Origin of the sequence: Nocardioides sp. (genome assembly GCF_044226765.1) — a bacterium.
In the GTDB taxonomy this organism is placed as follows: Bacteria; Actinomycetota; Actinomycetes; order Propionibacteriales; family Nocardioidaceae; genus Nocardioides.
Map to the genome: position 1 here is coordinate 34,754 of NZ_JBGAGJ010000005.1, position 14,388 is coordinate 49,141.

Consider the following 14,388-nt stretch of genomic DNA (forward strand, 5'->3'; position numbering starts at 1 on the left):
CGCTTGCCGATCGAGCTGTGCCGGCGCGGCCGGGGGTCTAGTAGCAGCCGCCCTGGGTTCGGCCGCGCTCGTTGGCCACGGACCTGGACACTGCCAGACCGAAGGAGATGACGCGCGAACGCGGGCTCAGGCTGCCGGCGCGGACGTAGAAGTAGTGGGATCGCACCGGGATCACCCAGTAGCGCCACTCGTTGCCGGAGCCGATGCCCTCGTCTGCATGATGCTCGGTGCCGGTGTCCAGGAATCCTGCGACGCTGGAGACCCGGACTCCGACCCTGACTCCGTGAGGTCCGCCCACCTGCTTGCGATAGGCCTCGATGAAGCCCACCCGCCCGGCCCTGGCGCCACGCGCGATCGCGACGCCATAGGTGCGGGGAACGCGGATGTAGTCCGGCACCGACCCGCCGAGGCACGAACCGGCGGACCAGCCATGCACGCGCGCGACCCGGTTCAGGGAGTCGCCGAGCTTGACTCCATACCAAGATCCTGTCGTCATGACCCCTGGACCGCCGGAAGTGAGGGCGTCGGTGGGCACCGGAACTCCGATGAGCAGGCCGGCCACGAAGACCAGAGCGGTGAGCGGCGCCAGGACGATGCGTCGCGTCCCCTTCCTGGCACGTCTGCTGACCGAGGTGGTGAAAGCGAGATCAGACATGGAAAGGACTCCCGAATCGTCGTTGCTCATCCGTACCAGTACGTCTGGATGTCGACCCATGGATAGACGGTCTCGCACGGAACTCCGTTGAGGTCGATGTCCATCTGGTCCGGCTGACCGTGGTAGAACCAGTAGTTCACCGCGTCGGAGTAGCTGTAGCCCGAGGCGTAGAGGTCGCGGCAGAACAACCCACTCGGGAGCGATTGCACTGACGTGACGATCTGTTGTGGGACCGCGTGCACGCCCCAGTAGGCGCTGACGTCCGAGGGCGAGTACACGGTCTGGCACGGGATGCCGTTGCGGTCGATGTCCATCTGGTTCGGGTTGCCGTGGAGCCGCCAGTAGTTGACGGCTGCAACGTAGCTGTACCCGCGGGCGTAGAGGTCGCGGCAGAACAGGCCAGCCCGCAGCGTCGCCACGTCTCGCGTCCCGGTCGCCGGCCCGCTGCCGGCATGGTGGTTCCTGGAACGCGTCGCCGGGCTCTGGGCTGTCGGTGACGCCTCCGTCGTGCTCGACGCATCCGCCGGCGTCGACGCCTCGCTCGCGACCGCACCGCCCTGGGTCGCGGTGTCGCTGGAACTCCCGTCACGCAGGGTGAGGAACAAGACGCCGAGCCCCACCACCAGCACGACCGCTCCCGCGATGACCGCAGTGATCGCCACGGCCGGTGACGACCTCGGCGTCTGCTGGACGACCACCTGCGGCACTTGCTGGGGCAGCGGTTGGGGCATCGAAGGGGGCAGCTGCTGGTGTGGCGGCGTCACGTACGGCGCCGCCGGCGGCGGAGAGTCCGGCTGGAGGATCTCTGGCACGTCGTCGCTCGGCTGCTGAGGAAGCGACTGAGTGTCGTCCGCTGTGGTCTGCGGGCTGCCGCAGGCCGGACAGAAAGCCGATCCTGCCGTCGGGTTGCCGCAGCGCGGGCAATGGCTCATCAGTGGTCTCGTTCCCCCAAGGACGGCACCATCCCGGTTGGATCCGAGTCGTGCCACGAGTACACGGTCGAGATGATGCTAGGGCGGCGGCGCCGTCCTCCACCGCGTAACTGCGAATTCGCTCGCCGAGCGGGCCGCCGACTGGTCACAAACGGCCGACCAAACCTCGGACGCGGCCTACGCTGGTCCGCAAGCCGCCCAGTACTTCGGCCGATGACGCCACAGGGCGGCGAGTGGACGCCAGTGACGGGGGACTATGAGCAAGCACGCGGCTTCACGCACACCGTCGACGAGCCGTGCCGCGTGGTGGATCGCGTTGATGTCAGCGTTCGCCGTCTTCGTCGTCCTCGCCGGCCTGGCCTATGCCGTCCACACCCTGCGTCACCCGGTCGTCGCCCCGCCGCTGACCCCCACCCCCTCGCCCACCGTCTCCTCGCCGAGCGGGGTGACGACTGTGGGGGCCGGGGAAGCTGGTGATACCGATGTCGCCGGCGCGACGTCGCACCACCGTCACGGAGCCAGACACCCGAAGCGGGCGACCTCTCCGACATCGAGCCCATCGGCTGTGCCGCACTACAGGTTCCCGATCGCGGACTGTACGGCCACCTACGGATCGACTCACCACGACTACCCGGCCGCGGACATGTTCGCCGCGCGAGGCTGCATGTTCGTCGCCCCGGTCGACGGTCGCGTTGACGAGGTCACCCGCGACGACACCTGGTCCTCATCGACCAACCTCGGCGCGGATCGCGGGGGCCGATCCGTCTCGTTGGTCGGGGTCGACGGCGTGCGGTACTACGGGTCACATCTCGAGGAGGTGCTGTCCGACATCCGCCCCGGCACGCACGTCACGGCCGGTACCCCGCTCGGCCGCGTTGGGGACAGTGGCAGCGCCGCGGGGACCGGGACCCATCTGCACTTCGCCATCAGCTGGCCCACCCCCGCTGGGTACTGGTGGATCCGCCGCGGCACCGTGTACCCGCAGCCGTACTTGAACTCCTGGCGAGATGGCGGACAGGCAAGCCCGGTCGACGAAGTGGTGCAGGCTCGGGCCGCCTATGGCGACGACAGCCGGTGCCACACCTACTGCTGAGCAGACAGCCTCGTTGAAAAGGCCGCGCATCGAGGTGCACGGACCTAGGGTGCCGCCATGCGCGCAACCGCGAGCCACGCCGTGGCCTCAGTGCGATCCGTCGCCGTCGTTGTCGCGACGACCGTCGCCGTCGTGCTCCTACCGCTGGCCATGGCACCCAGCGAGGCCGTCACTGATGGAGGGCGAGCAGCGCCGCGGACCTACTGGGCGTCGAGTGGCTCCGGGTCGTACCCCGTCTATCGACCGCGCATCCTCTATGTGTCCGGCGACGGCACGTTGATGGTCAAACCAGCGCGCTGGAGCTCCTGGACCGCGACCAGGGCTGTCGGCCACGGGATCGCATGGGTCACCCGTTGCACGCCGGACTGCGCCTCTGGCCCCATCGCGAAGCGACCCGCGCGCATCGTGCTCTACCGAGCCACCGATGTGTGCGGGCACCGGTTCTTCACCGGCTTCAAGCTCGTCTACCGCAACGGGCAGGTGTACCGCTGGGACCCGTACTACATCGCCTGCTGACACGGGCCTGGAGGCGACCCTCGGGCGACGTGAGCCGCGGCAGCGCCCGCGGTCCCACACCTACTGCGCAATGCCCAGCTCGGCGGCGTAGCGGGTGAAGGCGCGGTCGGCGGTCAGCCGCAACCAGGTGCGGATCGGCAGCGGGGCCTTGGCGAGGTCGGTGGCGACGACGACCGGGTCGCCGACGTGCCGCATGATGCCGAACGCGGTCGGCAGGAACCGGAACGGGATCTTCCGGATCCCGCGCTCCCCGAGCTCGGCCCACTCGGACTCGCTCATCGAGCGCGCTGCCAGGGGCAGCAGGTGCTCCTCCTCGGCCGCCATGTGCTCGACGAGCGAGGCGACGAGCGCGTCCACGGCGAGGGCGAGCTGCTCGCGGTCACCGGCAGCGGCGCCCTGCCGCCAGCGCGGCAGGAGGGCGAGGGTCTGCTCGAGGTGCTCGTGGATCTGCTCGTGCTGGCTCTCCATCAGGTGCACGACCGGCGCCAGCTCCTCGGGCACCCGCTCCAGCAGGCGCGGCCACAGCAGGGTGTCCTCGCTGGTGTGGTGGCCCTCCAGGATCGCGAGGGTCGTCTCCACGTGCGTGGCGACGAGCGCCGCGCGGCGGGTGTCGCCGTCCGCGACCCCGCGCACGAGGTCGGCGGCGGGCAGCAGGCTCCACCGGAACGCGTCGTGGGCCATGATCATGCCGCTCACGTCGATCATGCCGCGCACGCCTGACGGGCCGGGACGGGCTCAGGTCGGGTGACGCGCTGCTCGCGCCGAGCGACCAGCGTCTGGGTCAGGGCGGTGAGCGCGACGACGGCGGTGACGGCCATCACGACGAGCAGGGCGACGGCCAGCGGGTAGATGGTCGACAGACCGGTGAAGTACTCCATGGGACTTTCCTCTTCTCGATTCCTACAGTTGTTCGGTTGGGTAGGACCAGCGTGCGACCAGCGGCTTGGGCTTCACTTGGACCTGCCTTGGACGCGACCGGACCGCCCCGGAACGGCGGCTGTCGTCGGCTGTCCGCCACGGAGTGGCCCGGCTCCCCGATGCGGTCCCTCGCCCTGCCGGCACGTAGCCTCGAGGTGTGAGCACGACCTCGGGGCGCCCCCGCAGCACGCGCAGGCTGCTGGGCGAGGTGCTGCGGTTCCTGACAGTCGGCGGGGTGGCGACCCTCGTCTCCTTCGTCGGGTTCAACCTGCTCGTGCACGGGCTCGGGACCGGGAGCGCGCCGATGCGGGACCAGCCGGTCGCCGCGTTCGTGCTCGTCAACGTGCTGGCCGGCTGCCTGGCGTACGCCGGCATGCGGGCGTGGGCGTTCCGCGACCGCGAGGTCAGCAACCCCTCGACGGGGCTGCTGCGGTTCTTCGGCCTCGGTGCGCTCACCATGCTCGTGCCGGTGGTGTGCCTGTGGGTGAGCCGGTACGTGCTCGGGCTCAGCAGCCCCCTGGCGGACAACGTCTCGGCCAACGTCGTCGGGCTCGGTCTGAGCGTCGTCCTGCGGTTCTGGGTGTTCCGGCGGTTCGTGTTCGACCAGGCCGTCGAGCCGGAGCCGGTCGGCCGGGCCGGCTGACCCTCCGCCCCGCCGCCGCCCGCCCGCGCCGGATGCGGCAGGATGGGCGGCGAAGCGGAAGGAGTGGGGGATGGCTCGCGGAGACCACGTGTTCGTCCGCCGCGGTCGCCGCTACACCCACCACGGCATCGACTGCGGTGACGGCACCGTCATCCACTTCGTCCGCGTGCGCGGACCCGTGCGACGCGTGGAGCGCACCTCGATCGACGCGTTCGCCGAGGGCTCGCCCGTCCAGGTCCGGCCCTACCGCCAGCGGCTGCCCGTCGACGCGATCATGGCGAACGCCGAGTCACGGCTCGGGTGGGAGGACTACCACCTGGTCCGCAACAACTGCGAGCACCTGGCCACGTGGGCCTCCACCGGCGCCTCGCGCAGCCGCCAGGTGCGCCGCTGGGCGTTGGCCGCCCCGGGTGCGTTCGCGTCCGTCGGCGTCGCCCAGACCGCCGGGCTGCACGTCTTCTTCGTCGGCGGGCTCAGCGTGGGCGCGTACGCCGCCACCGCCCCGCTGCGCCGCCGTCGCCGGGCCGCTGGCGGGCTCGCCGAGGTCTGAGGCTCACGCGAATCGGGTGGTGTGCTCCCGCTCCGGGGCCGTGAGAATCGCGCCAGACACACTCGCACCGGGAGGGTTAGCGAATCATGACCGTCATGGAGTTCGGCAACGGAGACGTCTTCTTGTCGATGCTTTGGTTCTTCTTGTTCTTCATCTGGATCTGGCTACTGATCACGGTCTTCGCGGACATCTTCCGCAGTGACGACCTGGGTGGCTGGTCGAAGGCGATCTGGGTGTTCTTCGTCATCCTGGTCCCGTACCTCGGGGTCCTGGTCTACCTGATCGCCCGGGGACACAAGATGAGCGAGCACGCCGCGAAGGCTGCTCAGCAGCAGCAGGACCAGATGCGTGAGTACGTGCAGAGCGTGGCCGGGACCAGCGGCAGCACGAGTGCTGCCGAGGAGATCGCCCGTCTGCACGACCTGCAGCAGCAGGGTGCGATCTCGCAGGAGGAGTTCGAGGCCGCCAAGGCCAAGCTGCTCGCCTGAGCGTTCGTCGCAGACGAGGAAGCCCGCCGGACCTCGGTCCGGCGGGCTTCTTCTCGTCCTGCTGTGCTGCTGGGCTCAGCCGTTCAGGATCTTGGCCTTCTGCGCGGCGAACTCCTCGTCGGTGAGGATCCCCTTGTCGTGCAGGGAGCCGAGCTGCTCGAGCTTGGCGATCATGTCGTCCTCGGCCGGAGCGGCCGGGGGCGGCGGCGGGGGCGCGTACTGCTGGGGCGGCGGCTGCTGTTGCTGCTGCTGGTACGCCTGCGCCTGCTCCTGCTCGGCCCAGCGGCCGGCCTGACGGCGGGAGACGCGGTTCGAGACGGCGGTCGCCGTACCGGCGATGACAGCGGTACGCGCGACGCCACGAACGAGTCCGGGCATGGTCAGTCCTCCATCGATTCGAGGGCTTCGATGACCTCGTCGGCGGGGATGCGCCCGCTGGCGATGACATCGGCGCCCTGGCGGCGCAGGGCGGAGACGAACGGTCCCGCCCAGGTGTTCTCGTACAGCAAGACGGCGACGGCGTCGCCCGGTCCGACCAGGGCGGCGCTCTCGGCGAGGTCGTCCTCGTCGAGCAGGCCGGACTGGACGCCCTCGAAGACAGCGAGGTCGAGAGCGCCGTCCCCGTCGAAGTCGGCGATCTCGATCGCGGTGAACTCCCCGTTCTCCCCGACCATCGCGACCTGGAGGTCGAGGATGCGGACGATGCCGCGGTCGACGAGGCTCACCACCTCGGCGAGCGCCTCGCCGGTGAAGTTCGCGCCGGGGAACTCGACGACGAGGTAGTCGACAGGCCCGACGTCCGGGCTGGTCTCGGTCATGGTCTCTCCCTCGTGATGACCGTGGTGACGACCGGCGGGCCGCCGGTCCGGCGTCGACACTTCCATCGCCGTCGAGGGCGCGCCTCACACGATTCGGGTGGCTTGGCCACCGTCCCGCTCGGAGTAGCGTTCGACCGATCGCCGGACGAGCAGGAGGCACCGATGACCACCTTCACCGTGTGGAAGTTCGAGACCGCCGACGGGGCGGCGCACGCGGAGGGCCAGCTCACCGCCGCGGCGTCCGAGGGGCTGGTCAAGATCCTCGACCACGCCACCCTCTCGTGGCCGCAGGGAGCCGAGAAGCCCGAGCTGCACCACCAGCACAGCAGCGCCAAGAAGGGCGCCGCCTGGGGAGCGCTCTGGGGGGTCCTCGGTGGTGCGCTGTTCATGATCCCCGTCGCCGGGCTGGCGCTCGGCGCCGGCATCGGTGCCCTGGCCAAGGCAACGTCCGGCGTGGGCATCTCCGAGGCCGACCTCGAACGGATCCGCACCGAGGTGACCGAGGGGACGTCGGCGCTCTTCCTCGTCACCGACGAGGGCGACCTGGACCGGCTCGGCGAGCGGTTCCACGGGCGGGACGCGACGCTGATCAGCACCAACCTGACCGAGGCCGAGCGGGAGACGCTGCTGGAGACGTTCGGCAGTGCCTGACGCGCGCACCCGGGACCCGCTCGGGCTGATCACCGGGGGCGAGGGTGCCATCACCGGCACCGTCGTGTGCGCGGCCGCCATCGCGTACGCCGCCGGCCACATCGACTCCACCCGCGACCTGTGCGCCGCCATCCTGGGCACGGTCTTCGTCTACTGGATCGCCCACCTCCACGCGGTGACCCTCGGCAGCGCGATGACCCACCGGCACCACCCGCTCGTGGCGTTCCGGCACGCGCTGCGCGAGACCGCCCCGATCGCCGGGGCGTCGGTCGTGCCCCTGGTCATCCTCGTGGGCGCCGAGCTGCTCGGGGCGGAGCTGCGCACAGCGGCCTGGATCGCGCTCTTCGCGACCGTGGGGCTGCTCGGCGTCTACAGCTACGTCGCCGGCGCCCGCGGCGGCCTCGACCTGTGGGGCCGGATCGCGAGTGCGGTCGCCGGTCTCGCGGTCGGACTCCTCGTCGTGCTGCTGAAGGTCTGGCTCCACTAGCCCACCGGGCGCGCGCCGCCGGGTCGGTGGTGGTGCTCGGTCAGCGGCGGTGCTGGGCCATCCACGCCTCGACGTCGGCCGAGGTCCGGGGCAGGGCGGCCGACAGGTTCTCCGACCCGGTGGCGGTCACGAGGAGGTCGTCCTCGATCCGGATGCCGATCCCGCGCAGCTCCTCGGGGACGAGGAGGTCGTCCTCCTGGAAGTACAGGCCCGGCTCGACCGTGAGCACCATGCCCTCGGCGAGGGTGCCCTCGGCGTACGCCGCCGGCGCGGCCATGCCGCAGTCGTGGACGTCCATGCCGAGCATGTGGCTGGTGCCGTGCAGCGTCCAGCGGGCATAGACCCGGCTGTCGGGGTCGAGCGCCTCCTCGGCGGAGACGGGCAGCAGGCCCAGGTCGGCGAGCGCGTGCGCGAGCACCTCCATCGCCGCGTTGTGGGCGGCGCGGAAGGGGACGCCCGGCCGGACGGCGTCGATGCCGGCCTGCTGGGCGGCGTGCACGATGTCGTAGAGCTCGCGCTGCAGGGGCGAGAACGTCCCGTCGACCGGCAGCGTCCGGGTGACGTCCGCGGTGTAGAGCGAGCGGTTCTCCACGCCCATGTCGAGCAGCACCAGCGTGCCGGGCGTGATCGGGCCGGTGTTGTCGATCCAGTGCAGGGTCGTGGCGTGCGAGCCGCCGCCGACGATCGAGTCGTAGCCGATGTCGTTGCCCATCGCCCGGGCCCGGCGGAAGAACGTGCCCTCGATCCAGCGCTCGCCGTGCTCGAGGACGCGGTCCCACTCCCGCACGGAGTCCTCGAAGCCGAGGGTCGTGACGTCGCAGGCCTCGCGCAGCTGCTCGACCTCCCAGGCGTCCTTGACCAGCCGCAGCTCCGACGCGACCCGGGCCAGTTCGTCGTCGGTGTCGAGGTGGCGGGTCTTGCGGTCGTCGTCGAACGAGGGGAGGTCCTCGATGTGGCGCACCTCGATGCCGAGGGAGTCCGAGATCTCCTTCAGGGACGGCCGGCGGCCGACCCACAGCTCGCCGTACTGCCGGTCGCGGAAGAACTCGTCGGTGTCGCGGGACGAGCGCGGCCGGGCGTAGAGGACCGACTCGCCGTCGTCGACGACCAGGACGGCGTCGCTGGTCTGGTTGCCGGAGAAGTAGGTGTGGGCGGTGTCGGGGCGGAAGCGGTAATCGGTGTCGTAGGCCCGGACCTTGAACCCGCCGGCCGGCAGCACGAGGCGATCGCCGGGGAAGGCCTCGGCGAGCCGGGCACGCCGCTGGGCCGCGCGCTCGGCGACCGGCTGCACCGGCAGGTCGAGCTCGCGGTCGCCCCATCCCTCACGCATGAACGCGGCGTACGCCGCGGGCACGGCCGGGTCGTGCGACTCGGTCGCGGGGGCTGCCGTGCTGGAACCGGTCTCGGGCGTGGTCTGCTCGGTCACGCCGGCCACTCTACGCCGCGACCGGGGCCCGGCCCGGGCCCACCGATAGGCTGCGGGCCATGCCAGGGAGCCGCCATCGGACCACCGGTTCGTCGGTGGTCTTCACGGTCGTGGTGACGGTCCTGGTGGTCCTCGGCGCACTGCTGATGCTCACCGTCCTGGCCTTCGCCGGCGCCCCGCGGACCGTCCTGCTGGCGACCGTCCTGGCCGCGCTGCCGGTAGGCCCCCTGGTCGCGTGCTACCTGTGGCTGGACCGCTACGAGCCCGAGCCGCGGACGCTGCTGGCGGCCGGACTGCTCTGGGGGTGCTTCGTCGCCACGACGCTGGCGCTGCTCATCCAGGGCCTCGGCGGCTACGTGGTGGCCTTCACGGACCGGGAGAGCCTCGAGATCGTCGCCCCGGTGTCGGAGGAGGCGGTCAAGGGCCTGTTCCTCCTGATGCTCCTGTGGTGGCGCCGCGGCGAGCTCGACGGGGTGCTCGACGGCATCGTCTACGCCGGCATGGTCGGCATCGGGTTCGCGTTCACCGAGAACATCCTCTACCTCGCGGCCGCCTACAACGGCACCGACGGGGCGGGTCCGGGCGGCACCCACGCCCTCACCTCCACCTTCCTCGTGCGCTGCGTGATCGGTCCGTTCGCTCACCCGATGTTCACGACGTTCACCGGCATCGGCGTCGGGCTCGCGGTCAACGCCCGCACCCACCGGGCCCGTGTCCTGTGGCCGGTGGCGGGGTACGTGTGCGCCGTGGGCGCCCACGCGTTGTGGAACACCTCCACCGTGTACGGGTTCGACAACTTCGCGTTGGCGTACCTGGTGCTGATGGCGCCCGCCTTCGTCGGGGTGCTGCTCCTCGCGGTGTGGTCGCGCAGCTCGGAGCGGCGGATGCTCGCGGCATCACTGGCCGACGCCGCCGATCGCGGGCTGATCCCCGCGACCGACATCGGCTGGGTGGTCGACCTCGGGGCCCGGCGGCGCGCCCGCCTCTACGCCCGCGAGACCGGCGGCAGGACCGCCGAGCGCGCCATGCGCGACTACCAGCAGGCTGCGGTCGAGCTCGGCTTCCTCCACTACCGTCTGCTGCGCGGCACCCCGCCGCCCGACTACGCCGCCCGCGGCCAGCGATTCCTCCAGCGCATCGACGCGCTCCGCCCGTCGATCGCCTTCCCCGGACAGGTGGTTCCGACCCGATGAGCGTCTCCAGCGACCAGAACACCCGGATGATCACCGCCCTGGTGCAGCTCCGCGGTGCGCTGCAGGCTGCGGGGCTCCCGCTCGAGCTGCCGGGCGTCGACGCCCTGCGGGCGAGCCGGCAGCAGATGATCGACCAGCTCGAGGACTACGCGATCCCGCGCCAGATGAGCCTCGACGCCCCGCTCCTGGTCGTGGTCGGCGGCTCCACCGGGGCCGGCAAGTCGACCCTGGTCAACTCCCTGGTCGGCAGCCGGGTCACGGCGTCCGGACTGCTGCGTCCGACCACCCGCTCCCCGGTCCTGGTCCACCACCCGGGCGAGGAGCAGTGGTTCGGCCAGGACCGCCTGCTGCCCGACCTGGTGCGCGTGGACCACGGCACGGACGACCCGCGCTCGCTGCAGCTGGTGGCGTCCGACCGGGTGCCCGAGGGGCTGGCCATCCTCGATGCCCCGGACGTGGACTCGGTGGAGGAGCACAACCGGGAGCTGGCGGCACACCTGTTGGCCGCGGCGGACCTGTGGCTCTTCGTGACCTCGGCGGCCCGCTACTCCGACCAGGTGCCGTGGGAGCACCTGCGCACGGCCGCCGAGCGTGGCACAGCGGTCGCGGTCGTCCTGGACCGGACGCCCGCCGACGCCGTGCAGACGGTCTCGGCGCACCTGGCCCGGATGCTGGCCAGCCGCGGCCTGAAGGACTCGCCGCTGTTCACTGTCGACGAGTCTCCGGTCTCCGAGGACGGCCTGCTCCCCGCCGAGCTGGTCGCCGACATCCGTGGTTGGTTGCTGTCGCTCGCCGCCGACCCGGCCGCCCGGCAGCTCGTCGTGCGGCAGACCCTCGACGGCACGGTGCGCACCCTGGCCCGTCACTCGCACGCCGTCGCGGACGCTGTGGGCGAGCAGCTGGCGGCCGCCGCCGCGCTCCGGGCGAGCGCCGACGCGGCGTACGACGAGCAGGCGGCCCGGCTGGTCGGCCTGGTCGGCGACGGGTCGCTGCTGCGGGGTGAGGCGCTGGCGCGCTGGCAGGACTTCATCGGGAGCGGGGAGCTGCTGCGCGGGCTCGACCAGCGCGTCGGCCGGCTCCGCGACCGGGTGTTCAGCGCGGTCAAGGGGACGCCCCAGGCCGCCGACCGGGTCGCGCTGGCCATCGAGGCCGGCGTCGAGTCGCTCGTGCTCGACGTGGCCGAGTCCGCCGCCGACGCTGCCGCCGCCGCGTGGTCGGAGCGGGAGGACGGCCGGGTGCTGCTGGCCGGTGACCACCGGCTGGGTCGGGCCGGGCCCGACGTCCGCCGGCGGGCCGAGGCCGAGGTGCGCTCCTGGCAGCAGGAGGTCCTCGAGCAGGTGCGCGCCGCGGTCGCCGAGTGGCGGATGAACGCCGACCTGCTCACCTACGGGGCCCAGGGCCTCGGGGTGGCGCTGATGGTGCAGGTCCTGACCCGGACCGCCGCCGACCGCTCTGCCGCGCAGCCCGGGCGCACCCTCCTGGACGCGGTGCTCGGCGCGGCGGCCGTCGGCGACCTCGTCGAGCGGGCCGGTGCCTCCCTCGACCGCCGGGTCGGGGGTCTGCTGGACGCGGACCGGGCCCGGTTCGCCGCCGTGGTGACCGCGCTCGGCGTGGCCGAGGACTCGGCCGAGCAGCTGCGCGCCGCCGCGCGTCGCGTCGACGACCGTCGGTTCGAGCAGGCACGGGGGGAGACCGACGGGACGGCCACGGACAACCACTAGGCTGGGGTCACATCGTCCGTGCCGAGGGAGAAGATGACGTCCACGCTCGAGGGGGCCCACCAGCTGGTCACCCGCGGCACCGACACCGGTGCGCGCATCGAGGGCCTCGAGACCGCGACCACGGCCGCCCGCGGCCGGCTGGACGACGCCGTGGTCGACCGGGCGCAGCAGGTCGTGGACCGGGCCACCGGCAGGCTGCGCCTCTCGGCCACCCACACCGTGGTCGCGATCGCGGGCGCGACCGGGTCGGGCAAGTCCTCGACGTTCAACGCGCTCACCGGTCTCGAGCTGTCGGCGGTGGGCGTGCGCCGTCCGACGACCTCGTGGGCCTCCGCCTGCGTGTGGGGCCGCGACGGCGCCGGTGAGCTGCTCGAGTGGCTCGGCATCCCGGCCCGGCACCAGACGACCCGCGACTCGATGCTCGACTCGGGACGACGCAGCTCCCACTCCGAGCTCGACGGCGTGGTGCTGCTCGACCTCCCCGACCACGACTCGACCGAGGTGGCCCACCACCTCGAGGTCGACCGCCTGGTCGTGCTGGCCGACGTGATCGTCTGGGTGCTGGACCCCCAGAAGTACGCCGACGCCGCGATCCACGACCGCTACCTCGCCCCTGCCGTGGGGCACCAGGACGTGATGCTGGTCGTCCTCAACCACATCGACACCGTCCCCGAGGAGCGCCGGGAGTCGATGCTGGCCGACGTGCGCCGCCTCCTCGATGCGGACGGGCTCGACCGGGTGCCCGTGCTCGCCGTGAGCGCGCGCGAGGGCACCGGCATCGAGGAGCTGCGCGAGGAGATCGCGCGGCGGGCGGGGGAGAAGCAGTCCACCCGCGCTCGCATCGACGCCGACCTGCACGAGGTGGCGGCCGAGCTGTCCGAGCACAGCGGTGACCGCCCGGCCGGGACCCTCTCCGAGGAGCGCACGCGCGCCCTGGAGGACGCGTTCGCCGCCGCGGCCGGGGTCCCGGTCGTGGTCGAGGCGGTCGAGCGCTCGACCCGGACCGCCGTGCAGCGGGCGACCGGGTGGCCCCCCGCGACCTGGACCTCGGGTCTGCGGCGCGACCCGGCCCGCAAACTCCAGCTGGACCTCGGGACCGAGGGACGCCGGCTCAGCGGGCGCACCCGCGACCTGCCGCAGGCGGCGCAGGTGCAGCGCGAACGGGTCGACGGCGAGGTGCGCGCGCTGGCCGACGAGGTGTCGACCGGGCTCGCCCGGCCCTGGGTCGACTCCGTCCACCGCGCGTCGGTCTCGCGCCTCGACGAGCTCGGCGACCGGCTCGACGCCGCGCTCGGCGCCACCGAGGTCGGCGGCACGAGGACCCCGGCCTGGGCGTCGCTGGCGCGGGTCCTCCAGTGGCTGCTGCTGGTCGCCGCCGTCGCCGGGGCGGGGTGGACCGTGGCCCTGCTGGTCACCGGCACGCTGTCCGACGCCCTCCAGGTCGCCGGCGTGGCCCTCCCGGTGGTGCTGCTGGCCGGTGGACTCGTGCTCGGGATCGTGCTCGGCCTGCTCGGCCGGTTGCTGGCCGGTCGTGTCGCCCGTCGGCGTGCCGACCGGGCCGACCAGCGGTTGCGCGAGGCCGTGTCCCAGGTGTCCCGCGAGCTGGTCGTGACACCGGTCGACGCCGAGCTGGCGGCGTACGACGCCGTGCGGTCCGGTCTCGCCCGGGCACTCGCCTGATCCTGGCGGGCCGCACTCCGTCCACAAGGAGAGCCTGCGGCCGGCCCCTCCACAGGCGGGACGTGGGGCCCCGCCGGTCGTCGGTGCCCTCACCGAGCCTCGGAGCATCCATCGAGGCCCACCGGGCCCACCGAGGCGAGGAGACCGTCAGATGAACGACTGCACCATCACCGTCCGCGGCTGGCTCGGCGGCGACGTCGACCTGCGGAAGGCCGGTGACGCGCCGGTCGCGAGCTTCCGGCTCGCGTGCACCCCGCGCCGGTTCAGCCGCCGCACCGAGACCTGGTCGGACGGCGCGACGCAGTGGTACACCGTGACCTGCTGGCGCGGGCTGGCCGACAACGTGGCCCGGTCGCTGCGCCGCGGTGACCCGGTCCTCGTGCAGGGGCGCCTGGACCTGCGGCGCTACGTCAACAGCCAGAACATCGAGGTCGAGGCGTTCGAGATCGACGCCACGGCGGTCGGTCACGACCTGAGTCGCGGGACCAGCCAGTTCACCCGGACGCCGCGGTCCGAGCCCTCGGCCGGTGCCGAGGCGCCCGCCGCCTGACCGCCCGGCCGCCCGGCGGGCGACCGGTCGGCGGCCCGGCCGGTCACCGACCGTGGTCCCCGGCTCG

At 72.4% G+C, this 14,388-nt stretch carries 18 protein-coding genes; 11 read left to right on the forward strand and 7 right to left on the reverse strand.

The features are described from left to right. Positions 1-37: 37 nt before the first annotated feature. Complete coding sequence (locus ACILRH_RS12285) at positions 38-685, reverse strand: hypothetical protein (protein ID WP_395693665.1); 648 nt, start codon at positions 683-685, stop codon at positions 38-40. After that, positions 682-1,644 carry a hypothetical protein gene (locus tag ACILRH_RS12290; RefSeq protein ID WP_395693667.1) on the reverse strand — a complete coding sequence of 321 codons (963 nt, stop codon included), beginning with the start codon at positions 1,642-1,644 and terminating at the stop codon, positions 682-684. Before ACILRH_RS12290 ends, ACILRH_RS12285 begins: the two co-directional genes overlap by 4 nt. Before the next feature lie 199 nt (positions 1,645-1,843). Between ACILRH_RS12290 and ACILRH_RS12295 the strand changes: the two genes are divergently transcribed. Together ACILRH_RS12295 and ACILRH_RS12300 are read left to right on the forward strand one after the other, a co-directional pair. Beyond that, the gene (locus ACILRH_RS12295) at positions 1,844-2,680 is read left to right on the forward strand and encodes a M23 family metallopeptidase (protein ID WP_395693668.1); all 837 of its coding nucleotides are present in this window, start codon (positions 1,844-1,846) and stop codon (positions 2,678-2,680) included. A 57-nt stretch (positions 2,681-2,737) separates the two neighbouring features. Continuing rightward, on the forward strand, positions 2,738-3,196 hold the full coding sequence (locus ACILRH_RS12300) for a hypothetical protein (protein ID WP_395693670.1): 459 nt from the start codon (positions 2,738-2,740) through the stop codon (positions 3,194-3,196). Between the two features lie 60 nt (positions 3,197-3,256). Here the strand turns inward: ACILRH_RS12300 and ACILRH_RS12305 are convergent, their stop codons facing one another. Then, positions 3,257-3,901, reverse strand: a complete 645-nt coding sequence (locus ACILRH_RS12305) for a hemerythrin domain-containing protein (protein WP_395693671.1) — start codon at positions 3,899-3,901, stop codon at positions 3,257-3,259. Then, positions 3,898-4,074 (reverse strand): hypothetical protein, encoded by a 177-nt coding sequence (locus ACILRH_RS12310; protein WP_395693672.1) that lies wholly within the window; start codon positions 4,072-4,074, stop codon positions 3,898-3,900. The genes ACILRH_RS12305 and ACILRH_RS12310 overlap by 4 nt, the downstream gene beginning before the upstream one ends. 197 nt (positions 4,075-4,271) lie before the next feature. Here ACILRH_RS12310 and ACILRH_RS12315 point away from each other — a divergent pair, with 197 nt between their 5' ends. From ACILRH_RS12315 to ACILRH_RS12325, 3 genes are all read left to right on the forward strand, one after another. Beyond that, the gene (locus ACILRH_RS12315) at positions 4,272-4,757 is read left to right on the forward strand and encodes a GtrA family protein (RefSeq protein ID WP_395693673.1); all 486 of its coding nucleotides are present in this window, start codon (positions 4,272-4,274) and stop codon (positions 4,755-4,757) included. A gap of 70 nt (positions 4,758-4,827) precedes the next feature. Further along, entirely contained in the window at positions 4,828-5,307 is a 480-nt protein-coding gene (locus ACILRH_RS12320) for a lecithin retinol acyltransferase family protein (protein WP_395693675.1), read from the forward strand. Between the two features lie 86 nt (positions 5,308-5,393). Then, positions 5,394-5,795 carry an SHOCT domain-containing protein gene (locus ACILRH_RS12325; RefSeq protein WP_395693676.1) on the forward strand — a complete coding sequence of 134 codons (402 nt, stop codon included), beginning with the start codon at positions 5,394-5,396 and terminating at the stop codon, positions 5,793-5,795. Between the two features lie 75 nt (positions 5,796-5,870). On the opposite strand, the gene ACILRH_RS12330 is transcribed toward ACILRH_RS12325, so the two are convergent. Together ACILRH_RS12330 and ACILRH_RS12335 are read right to left on the reverse strand one after the other, a co-directional pair. Continuing rightward, complete coding sequence (locus tag ACILRH_RS12330) at positions 5,871-6,173, reverse strand: SHOCT domain-containing protein (RefSeq protein WP_395693678.1); 303 nt, start codon at positions 6,171-6,173, stop codon at positions 5,871-5,873. A 2-nt stretch (positions 6,174-6,175) separates the two neighbouring features. Continuing rightward, entirely contained in the window at positions 6,176-6,613 is a 438-nt protein-coding gene (locus ACILRH_RS12335; protein ID WP_395693679.1) for a DUF6325 family protein, read from the reverse strand. A gap of 162 nt (positions 6,614-6,775) precedes the next feature. Here ACILRH_RS12335 and ACILRH_RS12340 point away from each other — a divergent pair, with 162 nt between their 5' ends. Both ACILRH_RS12340 and ACILRH_RS12345 read left to right on the forward strand, forming a co-directional pair. Next, positions 6,776-7,264, forward strand: a complete 489-nt coding sequence (locus ACILRH_RS12340) for a DUF1269 domain-containing protein (protein WP_395693680.1) — start codon at positions 6,776-6,778, stop codon at positions 7,262-7,264. Further along, positions 7,257-7,751 (forward strand): hypothetical protein, encoded by a 495-nt coding sequence (locus ACILRH_RS12345; protein WP_395693682.1) that lies wholly within the window; start codon positions 7,257-7,259, stop codon positions 7,749-7,751. The genes ACILRH_RS12340 and ACILRH_RS12345 overlap by 8 nt, the downstream gene beginning before the upstream one ends. A gap of 40 nt (positions 7,752-7,791) precedes the next feature. Here ACILRH_RS12345 and ACILRH_RS12350 read toward each other — a convergent pair whose 3' ends face one another. Further along, positions 7,792-9,177, reverse strand: coding sequence for an aminopeptidase P family protein (locus ACILRH_RS12350; protein ID WP_395693684.1), 1,386 nt, complete (start codon positions 9,175-9,177; stop codon positions 7,792-7,794). A gap of 59 nt (positions 9,178-9,236) precedes the next feature. Here ACILRH_RS12350 and ACILRH_RS12355 point away from each other — a divergent pair, with 59 nt between their 5' ends. The 4 genes from ACILRH_RS12355 to ssb all read left to right on the forward strand — a co-directional run bounded on the left by ACILRH_RS12355 (position 9,237) and on the right by ssb (position 14,321). Beyond that, positions 9,237-10,370, forward strand: coding sequence for a PrsW family intramembrane metalloprotease (locus tag ACILRH_RS12355; protein ID WP_395693686.1), 1,134 nt, complete (start codon positions 9,237-9,239; stop codon positions 10,368-10,370). Continuing rightward, positions 10,367-12,091 carry a dynamin family protein gene (locus ACILRH_RS12360; protein WP_395693688.1) on the forward strand — a complete coding sequence of 575 codons (1,725 nt, stop codon included), beginning with the start codon at positions 10,367-10,369 and terminating at the stop codon, positions 12,089-12,091. The genes ACILRH_RS12355 and ACILRH_RS12360 overlap by 4 nt, the downstream gene beginning before the upstream one ends. Positions 12,092-12,124: 33 nt before the next feature. After that, the gene (locus ACILRH_RS12365) at positions 12,125-13,771 is read left to right on the forward strand and encodes a GTPase (protein WP_395693689.1); all 1,647 of its coding nucleotides are present in this window, start codon (positions 12,125-12,127) and stop codon (positions 13,769-13,771) included. Between the two features lie 151 nt (positions 13,772-13,922). Beyond that, the gene (gene ssb / locus ACILRH_RS12370) at positions 13,923-14,321 is read left to right on the forward strand and encodes a single-stranded DNA-binding protein (RefSeq protein ID WP_395693691.1); all 399 of its coding nucleotides are present in this window, start codon (positions 13,923-13,925) and stop codon (positions 14,319-14,321) included. Positions 14,322-14,388 lie beyond the last annotated feature (67 nt).